9 protein-coding genes are annotated in these 22159 nt (G+C 43.7%); all 9 read left to right on the top strand.

What is annotated here, in order from left to right:
- Window positions 1–21 precede the first annotated feature (21 nt).
- Complete coding sequence (locus BMX56_RS01960; protein ID WP_090639763.1) at window positions 22–711, top strand: CIS tube protein; 690 nt, start codon at window positions 22–24, stop codon at window positions 709–711.
- Window positions 704–2449 carry a type VI secretion system tip protein VgrG gene (vgrG, locus tag BMX56_RS01955; protein WP_090639758.1) on the top strand — a complete coding sequence of 582 codons (1746 nt, stop codon included), beginning with the start codon at window positions 704–706 and terminating at the stop codon, window positions 2447–2449. The genes BMX56_RS01960 and vgrG overlap by 8 nt, the downstream gene beginning before the upstream one ends.
- Window positions 2450–2460: 11 nt before the next feature.
- Window positions 2461–2751 carry a PAAR domain-containing protein gene (locus BMX56_RS01950; RefSeq protein WP_090639754.1) on the top strand — a complete coding sequence of 97 codons (291 nt, stop codon included), beginning with the start codon at window positions 2461–2463 and terminating at the stop codon, window positions 2749–2751.
- A gap of 18 nt (window positions 2752–2769) precedes the next feature.
- On the top strand, window positions 2770–3222 hold the full coding sequence (locus BMX56_RS01945) for a GPW/gp25 family protein (protein WP_090639751.1): 453 nt from the start codon (window positions 2770–2772) through the stop codon (window positions 3220–3222).
- An 11-nt stretch (window positions 3223–3233) separates the two neighbouring features.
- The gene (locus BMX56_RS01940) at window positions 3234–7013 is read left to right on the top strand and encodes a baseplate J/gp47 family protein (RefSeq protein ID WP_090639749.1); all 3780 of its coding nucleotides are present in this window, start codon (window positions 3234–3236) and stop codon (window positions 7011–7013) included.
- 18 nt (window positions 7014–7031) lie between these two features.
- A complete protein-coding gene (locus BMX56_RS01935) occupies window positions 7032–10064 on the top strand; it encodes a hypothetical protein (protein WP_090639746.1) in 3033 nt (1010 codons plus the stop codon).
- Between the two features lie 17 nt (window positions 10065–10081).
- Window positions 10082–14854 (top strand): PKD domain-containing protein, encoded by a 4773-nt coding sequence (locus BMX56_RS01930; RefSeq protein WP_090639742.1) that lies wholly within the window; start codon window positions 10082–10084, stop codon window positions 14852–14854.
- 18 nt (window positions 14855–14872) lie between these two features.
- Entirely contained in the window at window positions 14873–16336 is a 1464-nt protein-coding gene (locus BMX56_RS01925; RefSeq protein WP_090639739.1) for a contractile injection system tape measure protein, read from the top strand.
- A 78-nt stretch (window positions 16337–16414) separates the two neighbouring features.
- Window positions 16415–22120, top strand: coding sequence for an eCIS core domain-containing protein (locus tag BMX56_RS01920; RefSeq protein ID WP_090639732.1), 5706 nt, complete (start codon window positions 16415–16417; stop codon window positions 22118–22120).
- Window positions 22121–22159: the final 39 nt, after the last annotated feature.

Below are 22159 nucleotides of genomic sequence, written 5' to 3'. Positions count from 1 at the left end.
TTTTTAACAACGCCAGCAGTAATGGAAAAGGTAAATATAACAGCCTATAATAACGAGGATCTGGAAGAAAGTCACAAGGTTACCGATGCCGGGCCAAACCCTTTTGTGGCACTGATTAACCCGGAAACGTACGCCCTGGACTACGCTGTGGAATTTACCGAATCGCAGGGACATGGAACCAGCGCCGCCAAGCAAAAGTTCAATTTCAAGAAGCCCGAGGAAATGAGCTTCGAGTTTCTGTTTGATAATACCGGGATAATAGATAACAAACCCAAAGACAATATACAGGATGATGTAGAGACTTTTAAAAAACTGCTGCTTGAGCTTGACAGTGAAAGCCACGAGCCGCGTCATTTTAAAATTGTATGGGGTCCGTTTATGTTTAAAGGCAGATGTAAGGCGCTTACTATTACCTACAAACTGTTTAACGAAAAAGGGTTCCCGCTAAGGGCGGTATGCAAAACAACATTTAAGGGCAGTATTGAAGAAACTTTACGTGTAGCCAAAGAAAACAAGCATAGTCCCGATATAACTCATTATAGAATAGTAAAAAGCGGCGAAACTTTGCCCTGGCTTTGTTACCTGGTTTATGGCGATAGTAAATATTATTTACAGGTAGCCAATGTTAATAACCTTACAAATTTCAGGAATTTACAACAAGGCCAGCAGCTTTTTTTTCCGCCAATAGATAAAAATGTATTAAATGCCTAACGAAGGAATTATACCATCAGAAGGATCAAAAAGTGTATGCACCTATACATTGCTATCCAACGGAACGGCCCTGAGCAGTACGTACCACGTTCTTTCAATTACGGTGAGCAAAGAGGTTAACAGGATACCAACCGCTACCGTAATTATAGCGGATGGCGAAGCGAGCAAACAAACTTTTGCCATTAGCAACACCGCTGATTTTGAACCCGGTAAAGAAATTGAAATAAAAGCGGGGTATAGCAGTAAAGAGGATACAATATTTAAAGGAATTGTAATTAAACACGGTATTAAGGTGCGTAAAAGCAGCAGTGTACTGGTGATAGAATGTAAAGATAAAGCCGTTAAAATGACCGTTACCTGTAAAAATAAATATTTTAAAGAGGTTAAAGACAGCGATGTTATTGAACAGCTGATTGACGGGTACGGGCTGGAAAAAGATGTAGCTGCCACAGATCTTAGCCATAAAGAACTGGTGCAGTACAACACAACTGATTGGGATTTTTTGATGTGCCGGGTTGATGTAAATGGTTTGCTGTGCATACCTAACGATGGAAAGATAACCGTTGCTAAACCCGATTTTTCGGCAGCATCGGTACTAACAGTACAATATGGAAGTACGGTGCATGATCTTGATGCCGAAATAGATGCAAGATTTCAGTTTAGTGGTGTAAAAGCAACAGGATGGAGCCAGAGCGATCAAAATGTTGAAACGGTTGATGCAGCAGATCCTTCGGTACCCGAAACAGGTAACCTATCTGCATCAACACTGGCAAATATTACCGGCACAGATGAATTTAAGCTGATTCATAGCGGCACCATGGCTGAACAGGAATTACAGCAATGGGCCAATGCTAAGCTACTTAAGCAGCGCATGGCCAAAATACGCGGCCGAATTACCACCGATGGCACTCCGGCTGTTACACCCGGTAAAATGATAAAGATAGATGGTGTTGGCGAGCGCTTTACCGGCAATATTTATGTAACAGCGGTAAGGCAGGAGATTCAAAAAGGGACCTGGCAAACATCTATGCAATTTGGCCTTGAGCCCGAATGGTTTGCACAAAGTTATGAAGTTGAACAGCCACTGGCGGGGGCATTATTACCTGCTATACAGGGCCTGCAAATAGGGATTGTAACTAAACTGGAAAGTGATCCTGATGGCGAAAACCGGATACAGGTAAAAGTGCCTGTAATTGATGCTGCAGATGATGGGATCTGGAGCAGGGTGTGCACGCTGGATGCCGGAAAAAACAGGGGTACATTTTACCTGCCAGAGATTGGCGACGAGGTGATAGTAGGATTTATTAACAACGATCCTCGCCATGCGGTGATATTGGGAATGTTAAATAGCAGTAAAAATCCGGCGGCGCTAACGGCTGCCGACAAAAATGACGAAAAAGGATATACCAGCCGTAGCGGGATGAAGATGATTTTTAACGATGATAAAAAATCAATTGACATTGAAACGCCTGCCGGTAATAAGTTCACGATAAGCGAAGACGAAAAATCCATGAAAATGGAAGATCAGAACGGGAACAAATTTACGATGGATCAGGATGGAATAACAATAGACAGCTACAAGGACCTGACCATCAAAGCAAAAAAGGAGCTAAATGTTTCAGGGCAAAACGCTACAGTGAAGGCCGATTCCCAGGCTACTTTTAAAGGAGGGTCGGCGGCGGAGTTTTCGTCGGGCGGTAGCACAGCATTAAAAGGCAGTACAGTACAAATAAATTAAACAGTAAAAGGATGCCGGCAGCAGCAAGAGTAGGAGATATGCATACATGCCCGTTGGTAACGGGAGTGGTACCCCATGTGGGCGGGCCGGTTTTACCACCGGGATGCCCAACGGTATTGATAGCCGGTATGCCGGCAGCGCGGGTTGGGGATATGCTTACCTGCACGGGCCCACCTGATACTATTTTGCAGGGTTCGGCAACGGTAACAATTGGCGGGATGCCGGCAGCAAGAATGGGCGACCCTACTGCACATGGCGGTGTGATCATATTAGGAGCACCAACTGTAATTATTGGAGGATAAAATTAAAAAAACTGAACCTTGGCAAAGCAAGCATTTACAAACAACGATTTTTTAGGCAAAGGCTGGAGCTTCCCACCCACTTTTAACATCAACAGTAAAAGCGTGGAAGTAACAGAGAAGGAACTTGACATACAAAAAAGCCTTGAAATACTGCTAACGACTACGGTTGGTGAGCGGATTATGGAGCCCAAATATGGCTGTGATATGGTCGACCTGGTTTTTGAGCCGTTGAACACCACTGTAAAAACTATAATGATAGACAGGATACAAACAGCCATCCTTTATTTTGAGCCCAGGATAGACGCAAAAAATATAAGTATGGATATCCAGAATGACGCCGAAGGTATAGTGCTGATAGAGATTGACTACATCGTACGCAGCACTAACTCCAGGTTCAACTTTGTTTACCCTTATTATATTGACGAGGGGACCGAAATTCAAATTATAACAACAAATACACAGGTAGCCTAAACAACAAAAATATGGCCTGCAACGAATATAAAAATCCTTTACAGCGTGGTGGAACCGACCAGCAGCAACGCCAGCTTGCCGCGCTCAAAAGCGATTATGTATCGATAGATGAGCGCGATTACAAAGAATGGATAGTTTTTGCCAATCAGTTTGCCGGTTTTGTAAAATATTTTGATGTAAACAATAACCAAACTAATAACTGGCAGCCGTTTTTTAACTCAGATATCTCGGCCATATTAGGCACCGTGGCCATACAGGATATCAATGAGTACCGCCTTGCGATAAAGGAGAAATTTGATGCAATACATAACCCGGCAAATAAAACCCAAACCGACCTCTTAAGAACAAATTTAAACGCACTGTTCAGCGGTATTTTAAGCCTGACATTGGCGCTCGATAGCTACTGCATCCAGCTTCCGGAAAGCAGCCCATTAAAGGCTATCATTACCAATCTGATAAAAACAAAGCTCCAGGCGCCGTTTGCTTCTCTTTTAACTTTTTATAAATCGGCATATAGCAGTAATCCCCTGTTAACGCTTGTAAAAGAGAGTGATAACAGTAAATGGACCATACTGAACCGCGGTGCTCAAAACCCACAGGCAATTTTAACTTCCGAAAGTGTATCGCCGCTTTGGCTTAACGGTAGCGCATCATTGCATGATCTTTATAACAGCTTAACACCAAATCCAAAGGTTTTTGGACCCGACCCGGCGGTTGAGAAGAAAATAATACACCTTTCGAGGCACAATTTGTTTACGGGCATTTTTGATACATACCTGCAAACCTACACCCGCATCATCAACGAGGCCGAAGGCCAGTTGCTGGTTACACTTACAAATGATAGCACGCATACCCCACATTATGCATTATTCATTACTTTTCTTAAGCTGTTTAAATATGCTAAACAAAGCCTTAACACGTTAACGCAACGGCATCTTGATTTTTATTATAAAGAAGTACTAAAGCTTACTCCTAAAAAAGCAAACCCCAGCCATGCCCATGTGATAATTGAACTTGCCAAACAGGTTGACGAATTTATGCTGGCCAAAGGCTCCGCTTTTAAAGCTGGAAAAGATGCCCTGGGAAAAGATGTAACCTTTACGCTTGACGCGGATACTGTATTTAATAAAGCGGGCGTAGCCAAATTGATGAGCATATATCGGGGCGATGATAAAGACAATATCGGCACGGTAATTAACAAAGGGCGCTGGTTTGCATCGCCGGTTGCCAACAGTGCCGATGGTTTGGGCGCCAAATTAAAATCATTGAATGGCGAATGGCATCCTTTTTACAATAAAGAATATTTTGATGGGGCGCTATCGGCTATCGATATGCCAAAAGCGCAAATAGGTTTTGCAATTGCCAGCCATTATTTGTTTTTGAACGAGGGACAACGGGAAGTTAATTTAAACCTGGAGTTTGCCGGTGCAAATCAATTTTTGCCTGTTAACACAGCGGTTGATTGTTATGTTACAACAGCGAAGGGATGGTACAAGGTGCCAGATACCTCTGTTAAAGTAATAAACAAGCAAAATAATAGCGCAGCAAAGGAATGCTCGGCTGTTTATTTCATTTTACAGGGAAACGCCCCTGCGGTGGTTAACTATAACCCAAAGGTGCATGGGGGTACTTTTAAAAGCCTTTTCCCAATTTTAAAAGTTTATCTAAAAAATGAAGATGCTACTGCTTACCAATATGATGATTTGAAAGACCGGTCCTTAACATCGGTAGAGATAAACGTTTCTGTTGGAGGAAATGGCATTTCATTTAACCAAAATGGAATAAAACAGCTTCAAATATCAGGCGATAGCGGATTAATCGATTCATCAAAACCCTTTCAGCCATTTGGTGCTATCCCAAAACCGGGGGCATCATTTATTATCGGCAACCAGGAATTATTTACAAAAAAAGGCGCGGTAGTTTTAATGAATATAGAATGGGCAAATATGCCTGCCTCAGCTAAAATTTCGTATCCGTCAAGTAATTATTTGCCGGCTACCTACGTGCAATTTATAAAGAACGGAACGTGGGCACCCGATGGCAGCTCGACACCCAAAAAAAACTTATTGCTGTTTAGCTGGGGATCGTCCTCAAATCCTGTGCTTACTACTGCCTATGAGCGTTTTGCTTTGGATGACGGAACGGTTGTAAACTATACCGACTCCTATGAGCCCTATGATACAAAAACCAACCAGGGCTTTTTAAAAATAACACTTGATGCGGACCTTGGGTTTGATACCTACCAGGCAGACCAGGTTACTTACCTTATTAAACTGGCTAATAAAACGTGGACATCTACTGATGGCGTTCCGTTCAAACCATATTCGCCTACCATCAAGTCAATTTATATCAGCTATAATGCGGTAACGAATTATAAAATAGGCACCAACGATCAAAAAGCTTTTGACGGCAGGGCTATTCAATACTACCACTTATCACCATTTGGCGAGGCCGAGCAAAGTAAAACGTTAAACCCTGATGAGAGCGTTTTCATGCTGCCTCAATTTAATCATGCAGAAGAAAACTCTCCGGCAGATGATGTAGCAGAATTTTTTATAGGCCTGGATAATTTAGCGGCCCAGCAAAGTGTAAACATACTTTTCCAGGTATTGGAAGGCACAAGCGATCCGGTGGTTTCCATTTATAAAAAACTGATTTCATGGAACTACCTGTCAAGCAACCAATGGAAAGCTTTTACCGATCAGCAGGTGGTAGATGGTACCGCTTATCTAAGGCAATCCGGCATAATTTCTTTCCAGATCCCCGAAGGGGCAACAACTGATAATACCATTATGCCTGCCGGTTATTTGTGGATAAAGGCATCTATATCCATACCAACGGATCCCGCTGCCCCGGCAGGCTCCAATAAATCCGGCGCAGTATGTAAACTGCTGAATGTATTGGCACAAGCAGCACAGGTTACCTTTGCCGATAATGGGAACGATCCGGCGTTTTTAAGCACCGCCTTACCCGGTAACACCATAAGTAAACTGGCCAACGCGCAAACAGCTATAAAAAAAATAACGCAGCCATATCCGTCGTTTGAGGGTAAGCCTGTTGAAGACAACACGCATTTTTATGTGCGTGCGAGCGAAAGACTACGCCATAAGGACCGCGCAATTACCATATGGGATTACGAACGCTTAGTGCTGGAAGCCTTCCCCGAAATACACCGGGTTAAGTGCCTTAATCATACCAAATATGAAAACGGCAAACTGTATGAAGATGCACCGGGATATGTTACCGTAATTACCATACCCGACCTGACTAATCATAACGAAATAAATCCGTTAAGGCCCTACACTAATGCCGACACTATTACGCAAATACAGGCGTACCTGCAGCAACGGGTTTCGTGCCAGGTTAACCTGAATGTTAACAACCCCATTTTTGAAGAGGTGCAACTTGTATTCAAGTTGAAATTATATGAGGGGCGCGATTACAGTTATTACAGCAAATTACTTAAGGACAGTATTACCAGGTACCTGAGCCCGTGGGCGTATGGGCAGGCCGACGATGTACAGTTTGGTGGCAAAATTGAAAAATCGGTGTTGATCAATTTTATTGAAGCACAATATTATGTCGATTATATAACCGATGTACAGCTATTCCTGCTCGGCAGCGATCCGAATGTTATGCCGCAGGACCAGGAAGAAATCGAGGCAACAACATCCATATCCATCCTGGTTTCTGTACCGGCCGATAAGCACAATATAACAGAAATACCCGATGTGGCAGCAGCCCAGAACAATTCAAAGTGCGCAGACCCTTTTAATATGATAAGCATATAACTATATCAACCAATTGAGATGGCAGATAATGTAACCATATATAAAAATCCAAAAACGCCCCCGGCAGAGGATTACAACTATCTGCGGGCGCAGGGAATGGACTATATTGAGGCCCTGGGCAATAAATTGTGGACAGATTACAATATTCACGATCCGGGTATCACTATACTCGAAGCATTATGTTATGCCATAACCGACCTTGGTTACCGCTCGTCATTTGATATAAAAGATATTTTAGCATTACCTCCTAAACAGGCCCCCGATCCTGATTTGCAGGCATTTTACACCGCCAAAAACATATTAACTGTAAATCCTTGGACAACAAGCGATTATCGCAAACTGATTATTGATGTTAATGGCGTAAAAAATGCCTGGCTGCACTGCCTTAAATGCCCATGCGATATATTTTTATACGCCAATTGCCTAAAAAGTGAGTTACAATATAGTGCAACCGAACATCCCATTATAATAAAGGGGATGTACGATGTAAAGGTTGAGTTTGAGGATGATGTTACAGCAGGCGATTTAAACAGCGGTAAAATTTTGCACCCCTTTAGTTTTATAAGCGATGTGGTTAATAATATCACCTCATCCGCTGTAATTGAAATGCGTTTGCCATCTTTTAAAAGCCTGGAGGGCGACGATACAGCAATGACATTTTTTACTGTGCCTGCAGATGATGTTCAAAGCGTGGATACCAAGTTTATATCGGGCAATAAAGGCGACAATACCGATATTCCGCAGGCCGATCTGGGAAAGGGACTGCGCAATCCGCTGTTTGCCACATTTAATATTACGCTTGATCCTGCAAAAGTAACCTTACCTGGCGGCAATCAAAAGCTGATGGAAGATGTGCCGTTTACTATTTGGTTTAACAGTGATGGCGACAGAAAAGCGATACAACTGGCTGATATTAAAACTGCCATAAATGATATTGCCGACCAGGGCATTATCCCCAATTATTACGATAAGGTTAAAGCTGCCGCTGTTATCATAAAAAACGTGCGCGACACGTTGATGGCGCATAGAAATCTTTGTGAGGATTATTGCACCATTACAGCCGTCGAAACTGAAGATGTAGCTGTTTGTGCCGATTTGGATGTAAGCCCCGAAAGCGATATTGAGCAGGTTTTAGCACAGGCATATTTTCTCATCGATCAATATTTTAGCCCTGATGTTGATTTTTATTCACTCGCCGAAATGGTGAAAGCCGGTTTTTCGGTGGATGAAATATTTAACGGCCCGGCGTTAAACAGCGGGTTTATAAAAGATGAGCAATTACTGGCCGCGCAATTAAAAACCGAATTACACACATCGGATATTTATGCCATACTCATGAATATTCCCGGCGTACTGGCGGTACGCGGTTTAATATTGTCGCCTTATGATAGCGAAGGCCACCGGTTAAAAGGCGAAGCATGGGTTTTGCCTGTGGAGCCCGGTAAACAGGCGCGGCTGTATATTAATGGCAGTAAATTCCTGGTGTTTAAAAATGGCCTGCCCTTTTTGCCGGATAAGGCCGAATTAAATGATACGCTTAACGTAATTAAAGGTAACAATATACGGCCCAAATTTTCCGCCGGCGATAATCTTATACCGGTACCGGTGGGATCATATTACGAACTAACAGATTATTACCCTGTACAATATTCGCTGCCGCTTACTTATGGTGTTGGTTATTTTGGCCTGCCGCAAAATGTAACTAACCAGCGCAAAGCCCAGGCAAAACAACTTAAGGCTTATTTACTTTTTTATGAGCAATTACTTGCCGGCTACCTGGAGCAGCTAAGCCACGTGAAAGACCTGTTTTCGTTAAGTACGGCAATCAACAAAACTTATTACAGCCACAAACTGGATAACTCTATAATAAAAGACATTGAAGATGTATTTACCATATCAGAAACCGATCTGCAATCTATCAGCGAAAGCCAACCCACTTTTTTAGATAGGCGGAACCGTTTTTTGGATCACCTTATGGCGCGTTTTGGCGAGCAGTTTAATGACTACGCCCTAATGCTATACAGCTACAGCGATAGTAAAAAAATTGCCGACGAGATATTAATTAAGGATAAGATAGCCTTTATAAAAGATATACCCTTTGCAGGCAGTAACCGTGCAAAAGCCTATAATTATAAGGATGCATCAAATATTTGCAGCGACAACAACATAGCCGGTATTAAAAAACGCATTGAGCAGGTTTTAGGGCTTAAGCAGTTTGACGATTATGTGGATATAACCGATGTTACTGATACATCGGGCAATGCCACAGCGCGTTATTGGAATATTACTGACGATAATGGTACAGCATGGCTGCTAAGCAACAAAAACTATCTTAATTATACCCCCGAAGATGCCAGGGTAACGGCGAAATATGATGCCAATAATTTATTAAAGCTCCTTACTGATACTTCAAAATACGATGTAAAGAAAGACACAGAATGGCATGTGATAGTTAAAAACGGCGCCAGCCAGGTAGTAGCTGTAAGCGCAGCATCCTTTGCCAAAAAAGTTGACGCCACTGCTCACATAAATAAAATTGTAGCTTTTATAAAGGGCGTAGCTGAGGCCAACAAGATTTTTATTGTGGAGCATTTACTGCTAAGGCCACGCAATTTACCGGGAGGGCTCATCCCCGCCGGCGATGCGTTATTACCCATCTGTATTACTGCCGATTGCAATGTTTGCGGCGATGAGGATCCATATAGCTTCCGCTTAACTGTTGTAATGAATGGGTCGAACGGGCTTACAAATGAAGGCCTGCAATTCCGCCGGTTTGCCGAAAACGCCATACGGATGGAGATACCTGCCCATTTAGGCATTAAAATTTGCTGGGTTTCAACCGCCCAATTGCAAACTTTTGAAACATTGTACTGCGCCTGGGAAAATGAACTTGCAAAAGCCACCCCTGATGCTGTGCAGCTAAGTAATAAGCTAAAAAGCTTATTAGATGAATTTAGCCAGTTAAAAAATATTTATCCTAAAGCCTCATTGCACGATTGTGTGGACGGAGACGATCAAAACCGTGTTTATTTAAACAAAACTGTTATTTAATTTAAAAATAATTTGTCATGCAGCCAACGCAATTTAACTATCCTGAGTTTGTACCAGATCAAATACTCACGAGCAGTAACCTCAACGATATGTTTAACTATCTTGACGAGCAGGATAGGTTAACGCGGACAAACCTTATTGGAGTAGGCATTGTATGCGGTTTGGAGGTATCGTTAAACGCGAGTTATACCCAGCTTACCATAAGCGCCGGTTGTGGTATAACATCAGGAGGGTATTTGATCACTTTCCCTAAAACAACATTTACACAATATAACGACTATAACGCCCTTAAGCCACTTTATTACGAAAAGTTTGTTGATGGCGTAAGCAAAACCCAACGCTATAAGCTGGCTCAGCTTTTTGAAACTGCGGTGGTTGAAGGCGCGACCCCACTGAGTAAAGACTACCTGAAAGATAAAGTAGTGATGCTGTATGTTGAGCTTTTGGAGGATCAGGCAAAAAATTGCGATCCTGGAAGCTGCGATGACAAAGGGAAAAATATCGACATCACTTTCAGGCCCTTACTAATCAGCATCGACGATGCTGCAAAACTTAAGACCGCCGGTGCCGATTACGGAGATTCCGGCACCGCCTATAAAACGCTGCCCAAACTAAAAATGCCGCGATATAACGTACCCGCTACCCTACTACAGTCAACCGCCCAGGTACTTGATGTTTATCGTAAAATATTATCAACCTCGTTTATTGATAACGTTCAAAATGCGTTAACCCAAACCTATAATATCCTGCAGCCGGTTATTAAAGATATCTATCCAACTAATCCGTTTGCTCAATTGAGCTCAAATATGGCATTCCTCAACAACGGAAGCTTAACCGAATTGGAGGCCATCAACTATCAATATTACTATGATCTTTTCAGCGACGTTGAACTGGCATACAGCGAACTCCGGGAAACCGGTATCGAAGCGCTGAGTTTGTGCTGCCCCGATGCCAACCTGTTCAGGCTCCATTTATTGTTGGGCAATGTCATTCAGGATAATGCTAATCCGCCGCTTGTTAACAGGCAATATTTTATCCCGTCGCCGGTGATGGAGTGCCATTGCAAGCAAACCAACCGGCTGCGCTGGTTATTTAAACGCATCCAGCTTTTGCTGCAAAACTTCTACGCCGCGTATGGTGTTACAGGCAACTTCGGCGATTTGTACACGCCAGAACAATTAAAAGCACGCCAGTTAAATAACAACATCAGGATAACGCCGAGCAGCCTGGGGAAATATCCTTTGGCAAAAAAGGCTATCCCGTTTTATTATATGCCAGTTGAGGGCACGGGTTCCCTGGTTGATAATTGGGATATTGAAAAAACGGCCGACGGAGAGGCCGATCAAAACTTATCATATAATTCCAACTTATATGCCACAGACGATTACGTACTGAACCCGCTTAATTATGACCTGGAACCCTATAATTTTTTACGGGTAGAAGGCCATATAGGGATGAATTATACAACAGCATTAAAAAGCATAGTAGGCCTAAGAAATAAAAACCGCCTTCCTTTTGATGTGGTAGCCCTTGGTACCGACCTGGAATCGCTTAAAACTGCACTGGCCGACCTGGGCAAAACCAGTACTGTTGCCGCGCTTGTTGAAAAATATGCCGACCGAATAAAAACGCCATGCCAGTTCCAGGATATCGATACCCTTTACGATACCCTTATAGCCGAAATTACTTGTCAGCTGTGCCGTACGATGCTGTATTTTTACCAGCTTAACGAGCCCGGCACTACCGGCGATACCCTCCTTTCAAAAGTGCCGCTGGTACTTAAATGCAATCCCGGGTATTATGTACAGCCTGCTACCTTTGGCTTTTTCTTTGAAAAATTTTATGCTAATTATAAAAAGGATGGTATTGCATTTATGTACCGCTCTTTTGATAAGCAGGGTTTTACACCCATCAACATATATTTCTTTTTCCTGCTTTACATCGAGCAGTTCTTTGAAACATTCACGTCATCATTAGGCAACTTCGACTTCGCGGCTTTTACAGAGGCCTATAAAAGGATGATCTCGATAGCTACCGATATCAAAGATACTCTTAGCAACCAAACGGAAAACGACAGTGTTAGCCTTGAAACGTTGGAGCAGCTTAAAAAGCTGATAGGAATGTGCGTTCAAAAGCCGATTGAAGCGCTCTATAAGGATTATCTTTTACGTTGGGTGCACATTATGATGCTGCAAAAGTTTGGGTATTTTGCGCGTAAACATCCCGGCATACAGCATAAAGCCGGGGTACCTATGGGCGGTACCTTTGTAATGGTTTATCATGAAACCCCGGTTCCCGATCCTACCACAACCAATGCTGCCACGCTTGCCAATGCTGCCAGGGAACAAGCCGCTGATGCGGTGCTTGCAAAAGCCAACCAGAGCCCGCAGGAAGTTTTAAAGCTTTTTGGCCTTGCCGCATCAGATACCCAGCAACCACCGGCAGCCCCGCAGGCGGGGGCACGAATTCATGTGAACGAAGCCACCGGTGGTAAAATGATTGCCGACGCGCCTGAATACACCGGACCGGCGTCGCACTTTGATGATATTAATGCATTTAAAACCGAAAACCAGGCAGAACTTGATGAACTTGGAATATTGTTGCAAGGTATAAATGCAACACAAAGCCCACTGGTAGATGCGGTAGCCGAAATAGGGAATGGCATAGTAATAGCCGATTTTTACCTGCCGTATATGTGTTGCTCCGACTGTCCGCCAATACAATTTACCGTTAACGAAGTTGCCGAACCGCTTACCATAGCTGTTCCACCCGGCGTTTTCTGCGGAGCAGACGACAAAACTTATGATATTAAGGTTACACCCGATGGTGGCGAAATAACGGGCGAAGGAACCTCTAAAACTGCTGAGGGTAAATTTGTGTTTACCCCATCGGTTATTACGTTTGCTGCTGCAGATAAAGCACGAGACATTACTTTAACGTATAAGGCTTTCGGCCAAAGTATTACAACAAAAGTAACTGTTTATCAAAAACCAGTAGCTGATTTTGATGCGGTGCCTATAGAAGGAGAAACAACCGTTACTATTACCAATAAATCATCTGCTTTTGCTGATAAATATTCATGGGATTTTGGAGACAACCAGGCATCCCTTGATAAAGATCCGGCACCGCATAACTATACTTCTGATGGTACGTTTACTATCACACTTTCGATATCAAATAATAACATTTGTAACGATAAAATATCTAAAGAAGTCACAATCAATACTCCTGATGTAACCATCAGTATGAGTAAGTCTGTCTTTTGCAGTAATGACGATACCCCCTACCAAATATCAGTTACTCCGGACGGAGCAACAGTTGATGGCGAGGGAGCTGTAGACCAGGGAGGAGGAAATTTTGTATTTACAGCAAATAAAGTTGCGATGAACGGGGCTGCAAGTAAAAAAATTACACTTACTGCCCATAAAGGAACGAAAAGTAAACAACTTGATATAACCGTATATCAGCAGCCGGCAGCCGATTTTGCAATTGTGCCGCAAACCGATAAACCAGGCACTGTTGCATTTATCAATAAGTCGCCAGCGTACGTTACCGGCTATCAGTGGACCTTTGGCGACTTGACACCGGCATCTACCGATGCAACACCGCCACCGCACACTTATACAACCGACGGCGATTACCCGATAACCCTGGAGGTTTATAACAGCGATTGTAAAGGTATTCCAAAGACCATCAATTATAACGTTCAATTACCCAAGCCCGAGATTGATATAGTTCCTAAATTATTCTGTATCCAGGATACTAAACCTTACCCAATCTCAGTAGGCGCAGATGGTGGCACGGTGACCGGCGATGGTGTAAACCAGCTCGCAGACGGTTCTTATATATTTACGCCGTCTTCTGTTCCTGTGTTTCCAACCGCAAAAAGACCAGTAATTTTTACAAATACATTAAATGGGGTGCCAAAAACCGTTGAGGTAACATTATACAGTGCGCCAATTGTCAAATTTTCCACAGCGCCGGTCAGTACTTCTCCTTTCAGTGTTCAGTTTATAAATGAAACCGAAAATGCTGATAAATTTCAATGGATATTTGATACACAGGGCACATCTGACGAAAGAGACCCAATTAAGACCTTTAGCTTGGCGGGAACCATTAATGTTACTCTACGGGCATCAAATGCCGACATGTGTAAAGGCTTTATAACACAGCCTGTTACTGTAGTAGGGCAGCAGCTAATTACTAAAACATGCCTGCCGGTAGCCGGTATTTTAGAGCAGTTTAACGGACTGAAAGAAATAGATACAAAAAACTATTCGGCTTTTGTAAGGGCCTTCCCGGTATTAACTACCGAATTGAAGCCGTTTTTTGAAAGCCTTAGCGGCGCAGATGGATTGAGCATGGAGGACCAGGTAGCCTTATTTAAAAAGCGCAAAGCTACAGACCTGATACCTAAATGGATAGACATGCTTACCAAATTGCTTGAAAAAAACATCGCGCTTGCCGGGTTAACGGCAGCGTTGGTGAAAATACTATCGCAACTGATAGAACATATCGCCTGTATTCAGCCTGATGACATTAGCAAAGCCAAAGTTCCAATGGCCGATGCATTAAATACGCTCGGCGCTTTTTGCGAAGCGTTTTTAGCGATGGTTAAAAAAGCAACAGCAGACCAGAAGCAACAATTGGCTATCGCCATTAGCCAAATGAATAAGTTGGACGATGGCCTCAAAGAAGAAATACAGCGGGTTGCGTCAAACAACGAAAACACAACTAAAACTAATTATGTGGCCGTATTAAAGAAAATCATTAAACTGTTTGTAGCATAAAAAATGTATTGACTTTCTATGTTTTTAGAAACTGAAAATAACATTGGTAATCTTTCATTTCAATTGCAGTATAACGGCAACGTGGATGGTATTGCAATAAAAAAAAATACGGAGCATATAGTTGAGCACAATTTTTTACCTGCGCTGGAAAGTTTGTTGGATAAGCACAGTCCGCCACACAATGTTGTTTCAATAGATAAACTAATTTGCGAAATTAATATTGGTGCCGGTGACTTAAATGACGGGCTTGCCGGTAAAATAATGCAGCAACTGGAAAAATTACTGCTGGAAAAGCTTGCTTTGGTTAATGACACTGAACAACCACCAACTATTAAAAAGCGTTTTGCCGAAACTTTGTTGTATTACCTGGAGAACGGGTATTTGCCATGGTGGGCGGCAATAAGCACCAGGCAACAGTTTAATGAGTTGATAATAAGCCAGGTTGAAAGCGGGATTCCAGGCAGTATGGCGGATACCTTGCTGATCTTATTAAAACGCGAAACAGTTGTGGCCCGCATATGTAATGATTTTGAAGACGCTACTTTTTGGAGCTTTTTTAAATTGTTGCCGGGCTGGGCCGGCAATTCCATTACCACAGCCTGGCAAAAGGATTATTTCACTTTCATTGCCGGCGAAAAACCAGCCTTTGATAAACGCCAAACCTCTTTTTTGTACAAAAAAAGTCTTTTGAAAAGCCTATCGCTTTATAAAGCTACCCAATTGGCATTTAATCTTATCGCGATAAACAAACAATTTGTAAGTTCTTTTACGGCCGGGCTTTGGCTGTACTTTAGTTCTTTCAATAAAACCTTCGCGGCAGATGCTCCGAACTTGATCAACAAAATAAAAAACGAAGAGCTAAAAACAACGTTAACATTGACTGGCAACCAGGATAGTAGCACAAATGAAAAAAAATTACAAACAACAGAAGCAGGAAAACCAGATAGCGCAAAGGAAAAAGCAGAAGAAGCAGAAAACACTCCAATTAAGGATGCTATCTATATCAACAACAGCGGCCTTGTAATTATTGCGCCTTATTTAGGCATGTTTTTCAGGAAAGCAGGTATTGTGGAGGATGATAAAATAACTGATTTAACCAAGGCAATTACCCTGTTAAATTATATCAGCAAAGGTTTTGATGCGTTTGCCGAATTCGAAATTGTTTTGCCAAAACTGCTTTGCGGACTCGACGTGAAAGATGCACTTAAATACCGGTATATGATTACCGCCGACGATGTTGCAATGATAGATGAGTTGCTTAGTTCCATTGTAGCTAACTGGCCGATCTTGAAAAACACGTCGAATGACACCTTGCGCAGCACATTTTTACTGCGCGATGGAAAGCTTACTTTTAAAGATAACGGCCTGCGCCTTAAAGTACAGCAAAACTCCCTGGATGTTTTACTGGAACATCTTCCCTGGAATATCAGCATGGTAAAGCTACCCTGGATGAAAAATATATTATATGTTGAGTGGGTATAAATTAATCTTATTAGTAAATCGAAAAAGGATATAACAATTGATAGTTAAGCTTTAACGCATTAGTTTTTACTTTTTAATATGGTATCAACCACCGAAAAAACGGCTAAAACAAATCACATCGCCCCAAAAAAGGCGGATGGGAATTGTTTTTTCCGGAAGGCCGAGGAGCCTTCGTTTTTTCAGTCGAATGATAAACCAGCATTTTTTGGTGGTGCTGCTGTTCAGCCCAAATTATCTGTAAGCACGCCCGATGATCCCCACGAAAAAGAAGCCGACCAGGTGGCCGACCAGGTAATGCGCATGCCGGAACCGGTAGCCGCCCCGGTTAATGCCAACCCTCAACAGGGCGAAGACCTGCAACGGAAAGAAGAGGAAGAACATACAGTGCACCCCAAACTGGAAACCCCTTCTATCACTTCGCTGCAATGCAAACAGCAGGGAACCATCATCAGTCCAAGGCTAATACCGTTTGTGCAACGTAGCAGCAACAGCGACGAATTTGTATCGGATAACAGCGACACTGCACCATCCGGTCAGCATAGTGAAGGCCACTTATCATTAAAATCGCTCCCATTATGCCGCAGCCCCGGCCAGGCCGAAAGTAACCGCGGGCCGCCGGCAGCAAGTTCCAGCTTTGAATCGTCACTTTCCTCAAGTAAGGGGAATGGCAGCGCTTTGCCGTCTGACACGATGGCGAGCATGAACTCGCGTTTCAATACCGATTTCAGCGGCGTGCGTATTCATACTGGCGCAACAGCCGAAACCTTAAGCAGCAGCATAAACGCCCAGGCATTTACGCATGGCAGCGATATTTATTTCAATACCGGCAAATTTCAGCCCGGTACTGATAGTGGCGGCTTATTGCTTGCGCATGAGCTTACACATACTATACAGCAAGGCAGCGTCTCTCAACCTGCCCAGGGAAGCACTGTATCCCGAAAACCCATTATACAACGCCAGGCTCATGACAGACCTGTGCCCTCTCAATTAAATAATGCCGTAGCCAAAGCCAAAGGCGAAGTAGGTAAAGTAAATGCAAATGAGGCTGGTCCTGATGGATTCCGTACGGGCTGGCAAAGGCTTGTTGAATATTTTAAAACCACCCTGGGCCAGGATAAAGTTGTTGCCGAAGGACAACCCGGTTCGCAGGGTGCCGTTTCCGAAGGAGATATTAAAAAAGAAAGAAAAATTGATAATGCGCTGCCGCCTGCAAACCCAAGGCCGGCGGCCGGTCCTTACGTTAGGGATGCTATGCCAAGTTGGTGTGGTATTTTCGCGTTCTGGAGTTTGCACAAAGGCGGTGTACCGTTAAGGAGATGGGAAATAGGCGGGCCGCCGGCAGTAGATGTTAACGCTGCGTATCCGCCGGGCTATATTCCAAAAGCCGGCGATATAGCCTACCGGAATGCATTTTCGCACTATGCGCTGGTGGAGAAAGCCACTGGCGATACAGTTACCACTATAAACGGAAATACATCAGGCGAGAATAACCTTGGCGCCCAAATCCAGGTTAAAGATCATCCGTTAAAGAGCTGGACAGCATTTTTTGATCCATTGATGTTGATGAACGGTCAGCTTGGCTCGGGCGATACTGCTGCTGAAGAAAAACCAAAAACGCTAAGGGAAATGCGGCAGCAAATATTCCACGTAAACCGCAAAGAAGATACAGCCTCCGGCGATGCAGAAAGCCCCGGTGATAGCATAGAAACACAGGTACATGCCAAACCCGAACTAAGCAACTGGGCCGTTAATCCAGCCGGCGCGCTTACACATAGCCCGCCGGTTACACCCGCTGTACAGGCTAAGGAAGAACCAGGCCATCATGAAGATGACTTACAGGAGAACGAGGCACAGCATGAGCCGGGTAGCCACGAGATACAACGAAAACAAGATAGTGAAGACGCTCACAATGAGCCGCAGGGGCCGGATGTTCAGCTTAAGGCGGATAGAAAGATTCAATGTTCATGGTTTGATAGCGCTTTATCTGTCATTAATTCGGCGGTTGATTATGTAGCCAAGGGACTGGAAGCCGGTAAGGAATTTTTACTTAACCAGGCCCGCGATTTTGCAATGGCCATACCGGGCTATATGGCCCTGCGCGTGGTATTGGGCGAAGACCCTATAACCAATCAGCAGGTTGAGCGTAATGGCCATAACTTTATTGAGGCCGCATTTGATATTATGCCGGGTGGCCGCCTGTTGCACCAAAAACTTGAAGAACTTGGCGCACTCAGAACTGCCGAAGCATGGGTTGATACACAAATAGCTGCCATTACATCGGTAGTACAGGGGATTGAGAATAGTGTTGAAAGCTTCTGGAACCACCTTTCGCTTGCCGACCTTGCGCACCCTCAACAGATATTTGAGCGGATAGGAAACATTATACATGATGCCATAACCAGCATCATCAATTTTGCGGTAAACGCCGCTACCGAATTGCTGGCCATTGTTAAACGCTTCCTGCTTAACCAGTTGGTATCGTTTATCAAAGATCATACTACGACCTATCCGTTACTGTGTGTTATTTTAGGACAAGACCCTGTAACCGATGAACATGTAGACAGGAACGGCACAACCATATTGAATGCGCTGCTGGAACTTGGCGGCGAAGAAGGCCGCGAACAGCGCCGGCAGATGCAGGAAACGGGCAGCTTTAAAAAGGTTGCAGATTATATCGACCGGGGTATCCGGATATTTGGCAATGCCTATACTGACATAAAAGCCGGCATTGCCCATATCTGGGACTACGTATCTATCAACAGCCTGATGCATCCGATAGATACTTTCAATGAGATTTATAACACTTTTGCGGCGCCGGTACGCAAGGTATGGGATTTTGTAACCGAAGTGGGTGCCGCAATACTCCGGTTTATAAAAGAGGTATTGATGGTGCGCCTCTCGGCATGGGCGCGTACGCAGCGGGGCTATTTCCTGGTTACAGTTATTATTGGCGAAGATCCGTTTACGAAAGCAAATGTTCCGCGAAATACCGAGAATGTGATCCATGGCTTCATGAGCCTGATGGAAGGCGGCGAAGAGCAGTTTAACCAGATGAAGGAATCCGGAGCCATCGACCGGACGACGCAACGCGTTAACGCCGCAGTAGAGCGGCTGAACATGACGCCGGAATCGATTATACAGTTGTTTATCGATCTGTGGCATTCGTTCAGCTTAAATGACCTTATTCACCCGATAGAAGCCTTCCAGCGTATTATTCACAGGTTTGGTGAGCCGATAGCGCGGTTAATAGCATTTGTGATCGAGATCATCAAAATTGTGATCGATGTGATCATGCAGATCATGAACTTCCCAACCGACCTGATCCGCAACATTATAGCTAAAGCCATGCTGGCGATAGAAATGATTAAGCGAGATCCGATTGGCTTCCTCAAAAATTTGCTGAAAGCAATTAAAGAAGGCTTTACGCAGTTCTTTACCAACATTGTTGAGCACCTCATTTTCGGGCTCACAGGCTGGCTGATGAGTGAGTTGAAGGATGCCGGCGTACCCGAACTTAAGGATACTACCTTACGGGGAGTAATTACCTGGATACTGGCAGTGCTTGACCTATCGATGGAAACCATTTGGAAGAAACTTGCCGAGCATCCAAAAATTGGCCCGCAAAAAGTTGCCAAGATCCGAAGTGTAATCAATACTCTTGAAGGCATATGGACATTTATAAAGGATGTACAGGAACGGGGTATCGAGGCTATTTGGGACAAGATAAAAGAACAACTGACTAATCTTTGGGACACCGTGCTCAGCAGTGTTAAAAACTGGGTAATGGAGCAAATTGTTAATAAGGTTACGGCCAAGCTACTCTCTATGCTTGACCCAACGGGTATAATGGCGGTTATTAACAGCGCTATTGCTCTTTACAAGGCCATACAATCATTTATAAAATACCTGCGCGAAATGTTGCAGGTTGTCAATTCGTTTGTGGAAGGTGTGGTTGAAATTGCCAGCGGTAACACCGCAAGGGCAGCTAACTTCCTTGAAGGCGCGCTGCACCGGGCTATGCCTATAGTGATAGGCTTCCTGGCCAACCAGGTTGGCCTTGGCGGGATAGGCCACCGTATTGGCGAGTTGATAGTGAGTGCCCGTGCGCTTGTTGATGAAGCTATAACCTGGCTGATAAATAAAGCGGTTGACCTGGGTAGCAAGCTGCTGGAAATGGGAAAAAATGCAGTAGCTTCTGTAATGAACTGGTGGCAGGATAAGAAAGATTTTACGCTCGAAAATGGCGAGCACCATGAAATATCAACAGAAGGAACGGCGGATGCTCCTAAAATAAAAGTAGCCAGTATCGAACCAATGGATATGCTTTTGCTGATTACCAGGAGAAGGGCCCTTACAACCAAACCTTTAACACCGGCACAGGATAATTCACTAAAGACAGCCGAATCGAAAAATACAGTCCTGGTAGATTATATTAAAACAAACAGGGCAGTGGTTACTGCCGGGGGCACCCCTGCTGATGCCATCAGGGCTGAGGTTGGCAAGCAACTGGATTCAATTAAACAGGATGTAAAGGATGGAGATGCACTTAGCACAGCCGAACAAGCCTTGCCTGTTACACCATTGCCAACTTATGGACCACTTACAGGCACTGGTTTTGGTACAAATATGCACGTTACACCGCTAACCAAACTGGGAGTGAGTGGATCTACAGTTACCGCGAAGCACCCTGTCTTTACGGATTTATTATTACGGAAGCGAACTTCTGGTGGATCAAATACCTATTATGTGGCAGGCCATTTACTCAATAATAATGTGCATGGGGATGGCGGTACATGGAGCAACCTGACTCCTCTTGCTAACACCGCCAATAATCCTGATCATGAAAACAACGTTGAAGACAAAGTAAAAAAAGCAGTAGAAAAGAATTTAATACTTGATTATACTGTGAAAGTAAATTATAACCGATCTCCAAACACTACCTTGTTAGGTTTGCTGGCTGCCGACACAACGTCGGCGGCTACCGTAGTTGAGGCAAAACGCAAAATTGTTACTGCCGAAGCCAGCATACCTGATAGCCTGGATTGTATCGTAAAACAAGTTAAGGCTGATGGCACCACACCACTGCCTACCACCGACCCTGACTATAAGAAAGAGTATAATTTTAGCTACACTGTAAATAATAATAAACACATAGCAGATACAGATCCAGGTCTTTATTTCTTGCAAGACCCAAGCGGAGGATCATACACCCCGCTAAACGTTTTGCAGCAGAGAGCTACTCTTGCATTGGCTGGTACTGCACCTAAAACATGGAATGATTTCTACGGAGATGTAAACAACCGGGCAAGTATTGATCATTTAGGTACAACACCTGCGACTGGCGGGATAAGTGAATTAGCACAACTTAAGTTGCCATTTGAGCAACAACGGCTATTTGAGTTTGAAAATAATAAGATAAATGATATACCGGTTGTTCCAACTTCAATTCAAAACTGGGAATCGTTCCAAGGTAACAGAGAAGCTTACAGACCCGATGCAATTAACCCGAACACACACCTTAAAACGCTGAAGAAAAACTTTGGTACAAAAATGGGCAGGGTAAAGGCCGAACTATTCCGATCGGCCAGGGAAATGCTCGGCGCTGTCATTGCAACCGATAAATGGAACGACTTTAGGAAAGCCAATAATCTTTACCCGAGGGAACAGATACTTGAGCAAAGTGAACTTGATACTTTTAGGGCAACTTATTTTGATCCTAAAATAGCAAGTTTAAAGGCTCCAGGCGGCGCCCCGGCAACCCCGGTACCGCCCACAACACCATAATTATAACAAACATGAAAAATAGTGCAGATACCAATTTTT

Origin of the sequence: Mucilaginibacter sp. OK283 (genome assembly GCF_900110415.1) — a bacterium.
In the GTDB taxonomy this organism is placed as follows: Bacteria; Bacteroidota; Bacteroidia; order Sphingobacteriales; family Sphingobacteriaceae; genus Mucilaginibacter.
This window is presented reverse-complemented; position numbering and strand designations above follow the sequence as displayed.